Annotated in this window: 14 protein-coding genes; 7 read left to right on the top strand and 7 right to left on the bottom strand. The window is 37.9% G+C overall.

Features of this window, described 5'->3' with window-relative positions:
• Window positions 1-90 precede the first annotated feature (90 nt).
• Window positions 91-1,131 (top strand): DUF418 domain-containing protein, encoded by a 1,041-nt coding sequence (locus tag R6U77_RS03430; RefSeq protein ID WP_319837449.1) that lies wholly within the window; start codon window positions 91-93, stop codon window positions 1,129-1,131.
• 41 nt (window positions 1,132-1,172) lie between these two features.
• Here the strand turns inward: R6U77_RS03430 and R6U77_RS03425 are convergent, their stop codons facing one another.
• The 6 genes from R6U77_RS03425 to R6U77_RS03400 form a co-directional block, all read right to left on the bottom strand.
• Window positions 1,173-2,525 (bottom strand): sensor histidine kinase, encoded by a 1,353-nt coding sequence (locus tag R6U77_RS03425; protein ID WP_319837448.1) that lies wholly within the window; start codon window positions 2,523-2,525, stop codon window positions 1,173-1,175.
• The gene (locus R6U77_RS03420; protein WP_319837447.1) at window positions 2,513-3,175 is read right to left on the bottom strand and encodes a response regulator transcription factor; all 663 of its coding nucleotides are present in this window, start codon (window positions 3,173-3,175) and stop codon (window positions 2,513-2,515) included. The genes R6U77_RS03425 and R6U77_RS03420 overlap by 13 nt, the downstream gene beginning before the upstream one ends.
• A 19-nt stretch (window positions 3,176-3,194) precedes the next feature.
• Window positions 3,195-3,905, bottom strand: coding sequence for a lantibiotic immunity ABC transporter MutG family permease subunit (locus tag R6U77_RS03415; RefSeq protein ID WP_319837446.1), 711 nt, complete (start codon window positions 3,903-3,905; stop codon window positions 3,195-3,197).
• Window positions 3,902-4,633 (bottom strand): lantibiotic immunity ABC transporter MutE/EpiE family permease subunit, encoded by a 732-nt coding sequence (locus tag R6U77_RS03410; RefSeq protein WP_319837445.1) that lies wholly within the window; start codon window positions 4,631-4,633, stop codon window positions 3,902-3,904. Before R6U77_RS03410 ends, R6U77_RS03415 begins: the two co-directional genes overlap by 4 nt.
• Window positions 4,633-5,340 (bottom strand): lantibiotic protection ABC transporter ATP-binding protein, encoded by a 708-nt coding sequence (locus tag R6U77_RS03405; RefSeq protein ID WP_319837444.1) that lies wholly within the window; start codon window positions 5,338-5,340, stop codon window positions 4,633-4,635. The genes R6U77_RS03410 and R6U77_RS03405 overlap by 1 nt, the downstream gene beginning before the upstream one ends.
• 75 nt (window positions 5,341-5,415) lie before the next feature.
• On the bottom strand, window positions 5,416-6,120 hold the full coding sequence (locus R6U77_RS03400; RefSeq protein WP_319837443.1) for a CPBP family intramembrane glutamic endopeptidase: 705 nt from the start codon (window positions 6,118-6,120) through the stop codon (window positions 5,416-5,418).
• A gap of 85 nt (window positions 6,121-6,205) precedes the next feature.
• Here R6U77_RS03400 and R6U77_RS03395 point away from each other — a divergent pair, with 85 nt between their 5' ends.
• Entirely contained in the window at window positions 6,206-6,937 is a 732-nt protein-coding gene (locus R6U77_RS03395; RefSeq protein ID WP_319837442.1) for a MerR family transcriptional regulator, read from the top strand.
• Window positions 6,938-7,104: 167 nt separating this feature from the next.
• On the opposite strand, the gene R6U77_RS03390 is transcribed toward R6U77_RS03395, so the two are convergent.
• Window positions 7,105-7,743, bottom strand: coding sequence for a YfbR-like 5'-deoxynucleotidase (locus tag R6U77_RS03390; RefSeq protein ID WP_293925935.1), 639 nt, complete (start codon window positions 7,741-7,743; stop codon window positions 7,105-7,107).
• 180 nt (window positions 7,744-7,923) lie between these two features.
• Here R6U77_RS03390 and R6U77_RS03385 point away from each other — a divergent pair, with 180 nt between their 5' ends.
• The 5 genes from R6U77_RS03385 (at window position 7,924) to R6U77_RS03365 (ending at window position 12,233) form a co-directional block, all read left to right on the top strand.
• On the top strand, window positions 7,924-8,361 hold the full coding sequence (locus R6U77_RS03385; protein ID WP_319837441.1) for a DUF2269 family protein: 438 nt from the start codon (window positions 7,924-7,926) through the stop codon (window positions 8,359-8,361).
• Between the two features lie 132 nt (window positions 8,362-8,493).
• Window positions 8,494-9,288: a basic amino acid ABC transporter substrate-binding protein gene (locus tag R6U77_RS03380; RefSeq protein WP_293925931.1), complete on the top strand. Its 795-nt coding sequence runs from the start codon at window positions 8,494-8,496 to the stop codon at window positions 9,286-9,288.
• An 82-nt stretch (window positions 9,289-9,370) separates the two neighbouring features.
• On the top strand, window positions 9,371-10,075 hold the full coding sequence (locus R6U77_RS03375) for an amino acid ABC transporter permease (protein WP_293925929.1): 705 nt from the start codon (window positions 9,371-9,373) through the stop codon (window positions 10,073-10,075).
• The gene (locus R6U77_RS03370) at window positions 10,072-10,794 is read left to right on the top strand and encodes an amino acid ABC transporter ATP-binding protein (RefSeq protein ID WP_319837440.1); all 723 of its coding nucleotides are present in this window, start codon (window positions 10,072-10,074) and stop codon (window positions 10,792-10,794) included. The genes R6U77_RS03375 and R6U77_RS03370 overlap by 4 nt, the downstream gene beginning before the upstream one ends.
• Before the next feature lie 84 nt (window positions 10,795-10,878).
• Window positions 10,879-12,233, top strand: a protein-coding gene (locus R6U77_RS03365; protein WP_319837439.1) for an IS3 family transposase whose coding sequence is annotated in 2 segments (ribosomal slippage) — window positions 10,879-11,332 and window positions 11,332-12,233 — 1,356 coding nt in all. Because the reading frame shifts where the segments join, the coding sequence is not laid out codon by codon here.
• The last annotated feature ends 35 nt before the right edge of the window (window positions 12,234-12,268 follow it).

Raw genomic sequence — 12,268 nt, 5'->3', positions numbered from 1 at the left:
AATGATTATTCATGTAATTGTACTAAAAAAATGCTATTATGTCATTATTATAAAAGGATGTTAAGTTAGTTATATCGAGGAGGGAAAAGTTTGCAACCAATTGAAGGAAAACAGCGTATAGATGTGTTGGATTATTTAAGAGGCTTTGCATTGCTCGGCATTATTTTAGTGAATATACCTGCACTGATGAGAGTAGGTTTACTAGAAACGACAATAGATATTGCATATAACCGATTTTTATTATTATTTGTAGAAGGAAAGTTTTTCTCTATTTTTTCATTTTTATTTGGAGTGGGTTTTTATTTGTTTATTTCACGTGCTAAAGCGAGAGGGGAGAGAGCATATCTGTTATTTACACGGCGTCTCGCTATCCTTCTTAGCATGGGGATTATTCACTTCTTCTTTCAGCCAGGAGAAGCGCTCTCTGTCTATGCAATATATGGTTTTATAGCATTGCCATTTTATAAGGTAAGGAAGGAAATAACACTTGTCATAGCATTATTATTACTAGCAGTTACAGCGTATTATGGTATAAAAATTGCCATGCCATTACCGCTCATTTTACTCGGCTTAGCAGCTGGAAAGTATCGGATTTTTGAAAAGTTAAAGGAGCTTCGTAAGCAGCTTGTTATTCTTACAATACTAATGCTGTGCTTTAGTGTAGCTGGGTTGTTTTATCAGTGGAGCTATGTACCAGCAGGAAATGTACAATTTGAGCAACTAACGGACAATGAGCTAAAACAGCATATTACAAATGTTCAGCAATTTAACTTAATTGGTTTACAAGTGAGCCCTTTTGTATCAGCATTTTATGTCGGTGCATTATTATTACTGCTTCAATATCCGGTTATACAAACAATATTATCGCCATTAAAAGCTTATGGACGTATGGCACTAACGAATTACTTAGGACAAACGGTGCTTATTCTGCTCGTTGGACGTACATTCGACTTAATTGGTAATATCCAGCTCATTCAAACACTCTGGATTTGCCTTGCCATCTATTGTGTTCAGCTATTATTTAGTAAAGCATGGCTACACTATTGTCGCTTTGGGCCAATGGAATGGCTATGGCGGATGGGGACATATTTATCAGTGCCACCGCTATTTAATAAACGAGAAAAGATATAATTTACATGTGGCTATCCGAAAAATACCATTTCGGATAGCCTTTAAATTGGGATTGTTACGGTCACTTCAGCACCACTAGTGCAAGCATTGTTAGCAAGCTTTATTTGCCCTTGATGCTGTTTAATAATAGTTGCAGCAATATATAAGCCCATTCCATGATGATTGTTATTATTGCGGCTTTGGTCACCTTGATAAAATTGCTTCATCGCCTCCTGTAAATCCTGTGGTGAAAAACCGCTACCGCTATCGGTAATTGTCAATACTAATGCGACATTGTTTGTTGCTATAGTTAACATTACTTGCCCATTAGGCGGTGTATGCTCCATCGCGTTGCTAATAATATTACTAATCGCGCGCTGCAATAATTTAGCATTGGCATGGATTACAGCAGGGAGCGATTTACGTTGCACATTTACGGCGATGCTTTTCTTCGTAGCGAGCGCTAACATCTGCTGTTCTAGTTCTTCAATAAATAATTCTGTATCTATGTCTGCTTTTTCTTCTAGCATATGTGTGTCCATATTTGACAAATCAATAAGCTGCTGTGTGAATTGCTCGATGGTTTGTGTATTTTTTAAAATATATTGATTGTATGCTTGCTGCTCAGCGTCTTGAGCTGTACCCTGTAATAACTCTGCATTGCCTTTAATAATTGTGATAGGTGTTTTTAGGTCATGAGCAAGCGCAGCAATTTGCTCACGTCGCATATGCTCATGATGCCATTGCTGTTGCAAAGAATGGCTTAACGCATTTTTCATTTGCTCCAACGATAATGCGACACCATCAATTTCCTGAATGCCAGAAGGAGAAATGTCAAAATCGAGGTTTTGATTTTCAATTTTTTCAATCGCTTCTTGTAAACCAATCATTTTGTGCTGAAGGCTTTTACCGAAATGGATCGCAATAGTAGCTGTTAAGGCAATGATGCCTACGATAAATACAATAATGCTGAGCAATTCAATATTTGGTAAATATGCTCTTAAAAGAGGGGAGCTATACTCAGGTGATATGCGATAGCGAATAATACAAAGCTCACTGGCTCTTTCGATAACTGAATAAAAATACTGCCCTTGTCCTCGCTTGCCTTTATCTATTAATTGCTGTGCCTCTAAGGTCTCCTGTGGTGAAAGGCTACCAGAGAGAAAATGTCCGTCCTTTGATACAATTGCATAATCTGCTAGTGGAGGAATCATATCTTCTGTAATGACCTCGCTTGAAGAAAGTTGCCCCTTTAGCTGCGAAATTTGCCATTCGGTATAATTGGCTGGTAGCACAATATTTGTAGAGAAGGCGAGTGAAAATAAGCCTGCTAAAAGGAGAGCGAGCAAAATAGTGCCAAGTGTTAGCAGCAAAAGATAACGTAGGAAAAAGGTTTGTATTTTTATTCCTTCCATCTATAGCCAATCCCCCAAACAGTATCAATGCTATCGATTTGCAATGCGTTTAATTTTGCGCGAATATTTTTAATATGCTCTGTAATGGCGGTGCTATCACCTTTGCCGTCAAAGCCAAAAACTTGCTCATAAAGCTGCTCTTTGGAAAAAACTTGTCCTTTATAGCGAGCTAGTAGCTCACAAATCTCATATTCACTTTTCGTTAAAGGTACTTTTTGCTCCTTCACGAAAAGCTCCTTGCCAGAAAGATTGAAATAGGCATGTTTCGTATGAAGGATGCTGCGCTTATCCCGTTGCTCACGTCGCAAATGTGCTTGAACTCTTGCACGCAATTCATGCGTGCTAAATGGCTTTGCTATATAATCATCTGCCCCTAAACCTAGCCCATATATAATATCCTGCTCCAACGCTTTTGCTGTTAAAAATAAAATCGGGCAATCGACCTTATAGCGAATTTCTCGGCACAATGTAAAGCCATCCATTTGTGGCATCATCACATCGAGCAAAATTAAATCAAAATGCCCTAGATTTATCGTTAAAGCCTCTACCGCATTAGCAATTGTCGTAATAATATGACCATCCTTATGCAAAGTATTTTTCACTAGCTGTAAAATATCCTCTGCATCATCCACTACTAATATATGTGCCATCATCTGCCCCCTCTCTACTCTAATCAAGTGAATTTCTTCCTTGCCAACGCCAAAACCAAATAGAGGCGAAAACAATCGCGCTAGCTGTGACTACAAAGCAAACAACAATCGCCATCTGCACATCTGCTGTTAATGAGCCAAGCGTCCAATGTGAAATAAAACGTATCCCCCAGCCATATGGCACAAAAGGCCAAATCGTATCCCCTAAGCCTGTAATAAGTAAAGCGGCTAATAGGGAGCCGACAACGCCTAATCCAATAGAGGCACCTCTACCAAACTGTAGGCTGATAACAAGGTGGAATATATAGAGAAAAATGCTGCTTGCAAATAAAATACAGCTCGCACCTAAATAAAATGTCAATGGCATTTTTGCGGAAAAGCCGCTACTAAATAAAATAGCAGCAAGCAGTAGTGCAATAAAGCCAAAGCTACAAGCTAAAAATGCCTTCATTAAAAATGAGGTGATTTTTCTACGTGTGTCTGTCAGCATTAATTGAAAATGTCCTGCTGATGATTCCTGCTCAATTAGCATTGTACAAACAATGCTAATCATCAGTGGTAGCCCACAAGCCAGCACTTGAAAATAAGCGATTAATTTCCCTTCCCAATGCCAAGGTGTGTATGAATAATAGGCGATAAATAGAGCTGCAATAGTAGCAGGTACAATTAGATGGACGTATAAAAAAGCGCTGTGTTTCGTTTTCAATAGCTCTGCATGAAATAATTTCATTGATGAATCGCTCCTTTTTTCTGGAACCACAAAGCGGTTATGAAAGTAAGGGCGATAAATAATAGGCATGCAATTAATGAGCCAAACAGTAAGCTAGTTGTTGTAAGAAGCGGGCTATTTACTGATGCAGGTAGACCATTCGGTAAAATATGCAGGAGCGGGACCATCATTCGAGGTGTAATCGAATAAGGCATTAAATACCATAATTTACTCATAGCAAACACAACGCCAATTACTGTCCCCACAATATTCAACAAAATCGCTATATATATGCCGAATTTAGCTGCGAGAAAAAGACAAACAGGAATTTGCCAAAGCATTGTAAAAAAGATAAAGAAGCAGCCAACGATTTGTTGTAGAAGTGTATAGTGAGAATCGAAAAACGTTCCGCCTATGTTCATCATGAAAAAGAAAACCATTGTACTCATCAAAAGCCATATGCTACAGGCTACAATTTTGCTGTACCAAACCTTTGTTAAATCAATAGGCAAGGTTAAAATACTAGCTAATTTTAGTTTTCTATCTTTTTCAATTGCGAAGGCGCAAGTCATCGCTAAAGCACTAGGCAGTAATAGCGTATACCACCAGTTATAAGTACCTGTTTGAAAGAATGGGCCGCCCATTAAGCCAGCGCCTAGCAGCAAAGTAATTAACGGGGCAATCCACAATATTTTAGTAATTGCTGTTCTTTTCCATTTTAAACGTTCGGCTAAAAGAAGATTTAGCATTAAAATGCCTCCTTTCGGCTAGCGATGGCAATTTCCATAAATAATGCTTCCAACTGATTCCCTTTAGGCATTGCACCTTCATAGCGCAGTTTCCCTTGTGCAATAATACCAATCACATCCGCAATTTGTTCAACCTCAGATAAAATATGGCTCGACAAAATAACGGTAATCCCTTGTGAAGGGAAGGAGCGAATAAGCTCACGCAGTTCTTGAATACCGAGCGGGTCCAGTCCATTTGTTGGTTCATCAAGAATTAAAAGCTGCGGTTTTTGTAGCAATGCAATAGCAATACCTAATCGTTGCTTCATCCCTAAAGAAAATTGGCGTGCTCGCTTCTTGCCAGTTTGTGTTAAATCCACGATTTGTAGCACCTCATCAATGCGTGATTCAGGTAGCCCTAAAGTAAGTGTGCGCACTTTCAAATTTTCATGTGCTGTTAAATTATCATAAAGCGGCGGTGTTTCAATTAGTGCACCAATATGCCGTAAATCATCTCGTGACCAAGCATGATCATTGAAGGAAATCGTCCCTACATTTGGACGTAGTATGCCCGTTAACATTTTTAAAAGCGTGGATTTACCAGCCCCATTTGGTCCTAATAGACCGTAAACCGTATGGCGTGGAATATGTAGAGAAACATCGTCCACCACTTGTTGCCCTTTAAAAGCTTTACTAAGATTTTCTGTTTGTAAAATAAACTGCTGCATTCACCATCATCCTTTCTGATGGCTTTAGTGTAAAAAACAATTATAAGGAATTTATAAGGAATCAGTTAAATACCGTCATCCCCAAATTGTCAGTAAAACCATTACTCCATTCGTTAAACCATGAATAACAACAGATGGCCAAATCGAGCCTGTTCGTTCATATGCTAAAGCGAAAATAACACCACTAAAGAAATTTACTGGCATGACGTTATATGTTGGAATATGAACAATTGTAAAGATGAGGGAGCTAATGATCAGTGCACCTGTAAATCCTATGCGTGTACGTAACCAACGATATAAAAAGCCACGATAAAAAATTTCCTCATATATCGGTGAGATTACAGCCGCAGAGACGAAAGCGATTAGAGCTGTAAGGAAAGTTACGTTTTGTTGGATGGCTGCTGTTTTGCTGTTCTCCCACGAATTCCCTATAAAGCTAGTAAGTATGACAATGATTGTAGCTCCAACCAGTAAGAGAATGGAGGATAGTAGAATATGTTTCCATTCCTTCACGCTAAATGATTTTATTCCTAACTCGCTCCAGGAAAGCTTTTTTGGATAGAGTGCAATAACATAGACACCTAACATTAAAATAAGCGCTATTGTTAGCCCCGTTAATGTTCCGGCATATAGCTCATTATCAAGCAATCTCAAATAAATTGGTTTTACAAAAAATTTAATACATCCTATTACAATTACGAATTCAAGCAACAATAATAATACGAATTCTTTCAAACTCCAAAAGTCTTGCTCTTTCCAGCCTAGTTGTTTCATTTCCATTCGTGCTCTCTCCTTATTTTTGATATACTTCGAGTATAGAAGATGACGTAACGTCACCTGCAACCCTTTTTTAGGAGGATATGAGATGAAGCAATGGACAACAGGAGAAGTAGCTAAACAGAAAAATATTTCCATCCGCACGCTGCGCTATTACGATCAAATTAACCTTCTTACGCCAAGCTATAAGGATGATAATGGACGGCGCTACTATTCAGAAAAGGATTTATTTCAATTAGAGAAAATTCTTATTTTGAAATCTCTAGCACTTCCTCTTGAAAATATACGTGATTTATTGGATAAACTCTCCTATAAACAAGTTCTAATTTCGCATCATAATTATCTACAAGAGCAACTATCGAATATTCAAATGAACATTTCCCATACAGCCTCATTAATTAATATGATTGATTTGGAAGCTCCTTTATCTTGGGAGCATGTAACGGCACTTGTTCAAAATTCACAAAAATCATCTAAAAAATGGATTGACTATTTCCAAGATGAAGATAAAACCTTGTTACAAGAAGCACTTCCAAACATTAGTCATAACGATAAAACAACGCAGCAATATATTGCATTGCTACGACGAATTGAAAGGTGTATACAAAATAATATAGAGGCTGAATCAGACGAAGGTTTTCAAATTGCCTCTGAGTTAATTGAAATATCCAAAGAGACCTTTCAGGAAGATACAAAGTTAATGGAGGAATTTTGGGAAATTAGAAAACGCCCTATCGAAGAAACGGGGCTATATCCAATTTCAGAAGAAATCTTGGAGTATGTCGAACGGTGTATTGCTTATGCAACAGCTTTGGAGTAGGGATATAAATGCTTAATTATGAGAGAAAAATCAACCAGCATATACAAATAGTATGACAATATTTTTTGTTCAAAAATGTATCCTATAACAAAATAATGTAAAGTAAACTTTGTTATAAAGCTAACTTTACAAAATTAAGATAAGAAACTGAATCAAGAAGCTTCGCATCAGGACTTATTTAAAATTTCATTTGTCAGTGTGGCAACATCAATATGTGTATCTTCCTGCATCGCATCCTTTAAAATTTCAGTGCGGAAATAGTGCACTGTAGCATCGAGTGGAATTAATAATAGCTTTGCTAAGGCGGTTTGATACATGTAAACAAACTCTGTATCAGTATTGCCACGCTTTAACTCTGCGAATGCCTCATAAAATTGATCAAGTTTGTCTGCGAATTCCAGCAGTCTACCTTCGATTGTAGCGTCCTTGCCTTCCTTCATGCGCTCAAAAAAGACTTCTTGAAAATCGGGCGGTATTTCTTCCCGAATAAATTTCTCCATCATCTTTTCTTCAACATGTGCAAGCATTTCCTTTAATTCTGGAGAGGCGTGCTTCACAGGTGTTTTAATATCGCCGATAAAGACTTCTGCAAAGTCATGATTAATTGTTTTTTCATATAGAGCTTTCCAATCGATTGTATTGCCAGCGCGCTCCTCTAGCGTTGCAAAGAACATGGCATATTGTGATACCTTCCACGAATGTGCCGCTACATTATGTTCCTCGAACTTAAAGCGGCCAGGACAGCGGATAATGCGCTCCAAATCATTTAAGCTTGTGAAAAAACGATGAATACCTATAACAATCACTCCGTTTCTTATTTAATGTTGAGAAGGCTTGTCATAAGGGAGGAATGAGCAAGCTTTCTCACTAACAGCATACTTTAATTTATACCCAAAAAGTCCGTTTTGTAAAACATTTTACATATTATTAACAGCATCTTTACACTATACTAAAAAGTAGAGACAAACTTAAAGAGGTGTTAAGCAGTGCTACTTTTTAATATTTTATTATATGTACATATAGCAAGTGCAATTGTGTCAATCGGTCCATTATTTGTGCTATTTTCTATTTTAAAACGCATGGAAAAGGCCGATGATGCGGCACTTGTAGGCTATGTTCATTCATTTCAAGCGAGCATTACAACAGTAAAGCATGGTGGGCACGTTTTAGTACTATCAGGAATTTTGTTAATTTGGAGAGGTGGATGGCCATGGCACACATCATGGATTGTGCTGACGATTGCTTTAATGATTGCTTCCATTTACTTTTTGGCGCAAGCCTTTAAGCCAACGATGAAAACATTTGGTACATCAGCATTCAATCGAATGCAATTTATAGCAAAGCTTAGACGCTCTACATGGCTATATGTTGTGCTCTTGCTTATTATGCTTTGGTTTATGGTTGCGAAGCCTATGCTATGGTAAATGTAAACTATCAGAATAAATGGTTTTTTCTGAAAACTATTGCTTTTCCGCTAACAATATTACTATAATAAATATAAGAATTACTTTTCTGAATTATTAGATAAGGTATTTATATTTAGGGGGAGATTGTTTATGAAGCAAAAGTTTTCAGTATTACTAATGGTTATCACAGCAGTGCTTGTATTAGCAGCCTGTGGAACAAAGGATGGCGGTAACGCTAGTAATGATCCTGGCACAGATGGGGATAATAAAGTATATATGGTAGGTACAGAGGCAACATTTGCACCGTTTGAATCCATCGATGCAGATGGCAATATTGTCGGTATTGATGTGGATATACTGCAGGCAATCGCAGATGAAGTAGGTATTCAAGTAGAGTGGAGAAATGTTGGTTGGGATGCAGTTTTCTCTATGATTAATAACAAAGAAACAGATATTGGTGCATCAGGTATTACGATTACAGAAGACCGTCAAAAGACATTTGACTTCACAGAGCCATATTATGAATCAAAGCTATTAATTGCCTTACCTAGCGATTCAACAATCAGCTCATTAGATGAGCTAAAGGATAAAAAAATTGCTGTACAAATTAATGCGACAGGACATGTAGCAGCGAAAAAGCTTCAAGGTGAAATGAGCAAAAATATTTTAGCATTTGAAAGTCAGCCACTTGCGATTCAAGAAATGTTAAATGGCAATGCAGATGCAGTAATTGGTGATAATGCGGTTGTGTATGAATATATGAAAGCAAATCCAGATAAAAAATTAAAAATCGTTGAAGATGACGCATTTGAAAGAGAATACTACGGCTTAATGGTACGCAAAGGTAATAAAGAGCTATTAGATAAACTAAATGAAGGCTTACAAAAAATTAAAGAGAACGGAAAACTAGAGGAAATTACAGGCTCAGCATTTTGGAAAGAGTAGTAGATAAACGCCATTCAGAGAGAAATCTCTCTGAATGCGCTATCTAGGTTTACGTAATTTCGAATAGGAAGTAGGTTCGTATATGGATTTATTAAATTTAGAGTGGGGCGTCATTTGGAATTACCGTGATATGTTTATACGTGGTGTTGGGATAACGCTAGTTTTAACTTTAGCAGGCTACTGTGGCGGTATCGTTTTAGGGCTACTGCTAGGGCTTGGGCAAGTATCAACGAAAAAACTTATTTATTGGCCATGTAAAATCTATGTTGATTTAATACGTGGTACACCGATGCTTGTGCAAATTTTCATCATTCACTTTGCCTTGTTCCCAACAATTTTTGGACACTCATTAGGCTATATGGTATCTGGTATTACAGCGCTTATTATCAATTGTGCTGCGTACAATGCAGAAATTTTCCGTGCGGGTATTCAAAGTATTGCGAAGGGGCAAATGGAGGCAGCACGTTCGCTAGGTCTAACATACGGACAGGCAATGCGCAAAGTCATTTTGCCACAAGCATTTAGACGTATGATTCCGCCATTAGGAAATGAGTTTATTGCCTTATTAAAAGACTCTTCATTATTGATGGTAATTGCAGCGCCGGATATTTTGTATACGAGTAAAGTAATAGCTGGTGCGACATTTAGACAGTGGGAGCCATATCTTTTTGCAGCGCTTTTATATTTGATTCTCACATATATAGCAACAAAAGTAATTGCATTTATTGAGAAGCGCTATAGCAATACGTACATCCCTCGTAAAGCAAAAGGGAGGTTAGCGCGATGATTAAAATTGAAAACTTGTATAAATCCTTTGGTGAACTTGAAGTATTAAAAGGGATTGACTATGAAATTAAAGAGCAGCAAGTAGTTTGTGTTATCGGTCCATCTGGCTCAGGAAAAAGTACATTTTTACGTTGTATTAATTTGCTTGAGGAAATAACCGATGGTGCTGTTTATATTGGAAATGTGAAAGTAAATGACCCAAAGACAAATATTAATGAAATTCGCGCAGAGGTAGGTATGGTATTCCAGCAATTCAACCTATTTCCTCACATGAATATCCTTGATAATGTCGTGATGGCACCGATGCAAATACGCAAAATGGGCCGTGCCGAAGCGGAGAAGCTGGCACATGAATTACTGAAAAAGGTAGGCTTAGATAGCAAGGCATACAATTATCCAGAGCAGCTTTCAGGCGGACAGCAGCAGCGTGTAGCCATTGCACGTGCTTTGGCAATGAAGCCGAAAGCAATGTTATTTGATGAACCAACCTCCGCACTTGACCCTGAAATGGTAAAGGAAGTGCTAGAAGTAATGAAAAATTTAGCTGCAGAAGGTATGACAATGGTTGTTGTCACACATGAAATGGGCTTTGCACGTGAAGTAGGAGATCGTGTTGTCTTTATGGACGGTGGCTATATCGTCGAGGAGGGCACACCAGACGAGCTTTTCGGTAACCCTAAAAATGATAGAACGAAGGCATTTTTAGGAAAAGTATTATAAATGTAAGACCGCCCAGAAAAGAAGCATCTTTGAACTGCACCCCAATTGTTAGACACATCTAATAATTGGAGGTGCAGTTTTGATATGGCTAAATTTACAACTGAAGAAAAATTACAAGCCGCTTTACGCTACTTAAATGGGCATGAAAGTTCCTATGAAATCGCTAAGTCAATTGGAGCAGAACACAAAGCTATCCTTACTTGGGCGAAGCAATATGAATATCATGGGGCTGAAGCATTTATAAAACGATATACAAATTACTCGCCACAGTTTAAACTAGACGTACTAAATTACATGATTGAACACGGTACGTCCACTCTTGAAACAGCTGTCATTTTTAACATAGCTGACCCATCTACTCTTCGGAAATGGCGAAGACAGTTTGAAACAAAAGGATTCGATGCCCTTCAATCAAAGAAAAAAGGGCGTCCATCCATGAAACAAGAAACGAAGAAACAACTAAAACAAGCACCAGTAGAAGGCTCACCAGAAGCACTTCAAGCAGAAATTGAACGTCTACGTATGGAAAACGAGTATTTAAAAAAGTTGAACGCCTTAGTTCAAGCCAAGGAACAATCACCAAAGAAGACAAAGTAAAGGTCATCTATGAATTAAGGCATAAATACTCGGTGAAGGCGCTTGTGGCATTCGCAGGCATGAAACGAAGCACGTATTACTTTTTAGTAAAGAAGATGAATCGACCCGATTCCGACGCCAAGCTAAAAGCTGAAATTCAAGCGATTTATAAGGAACATGAGGGGCGTTATGGCTACCGTCGTATTCGTGATGAGCTGGCGAATCGTGGACAAAAAGTGAATCATAAGAAAGTGCAACGTATCATGAAAGAGCTAGGTTTAAAGTGCCTCGTTCGCATGAAAAAATATAAGTCTTATAAAGGAACCGTCGATAAAATTGCGCCAAATATTTTAGACCGTAACTTTACAGCGGAAGCGCCAAATCAGAAGTGGGTAACAGATATTACAGAGTTTAAATTATTTGGCGAAAAGCTTTATTTATCGCCTGTTTTAGACTTGTTTAATGGAGAAATTATCACGTATACAATTGGCTCTAGACCTACGTACTCTTTGGTTTCAGAGATGTTGGAGAAGGCTTTAGAACACTTACCAGAGGAGCACCAGCTACTGATGCATTCTGATCAAGGTTGGCATTATCAAATGAAACCATATCGCCACGTCCTTGAATCAAGAGGAATTGTGCAAAGTATGTCACGTAAAGGAAACTGTTACGATAATTCTGTGATGGAGAACTTTTTCGGGATTATAAAGTCTGAATTCCTCTACTTAAAGGAATTTGAAAGTGTAGAGCAGTTTAAAAAGGAACTTGAAAACTATATAAACTATTACAACACTAAACGCATGAAGGCAAAATTAAAAATGAGTCCGGTGCAATACCGAACTCATTTTATCCAAGCTGCCTAAATGAAATAACCGTGTCTAACTTTTAGGGGTCACTT

Origin of the sequence: Lysinibacillus louembei (genome assembly GCF_033880585.1) — a bacterium.
GTDB lineage: Bacteria > Bacillota > Bacilli > Bacillales_A > Planococcaceae > Metasolibacillus > Metasolibacillus louembei.
This window is presented reverse-complemented; position numbering and strand designations above follow the sequence as displayed.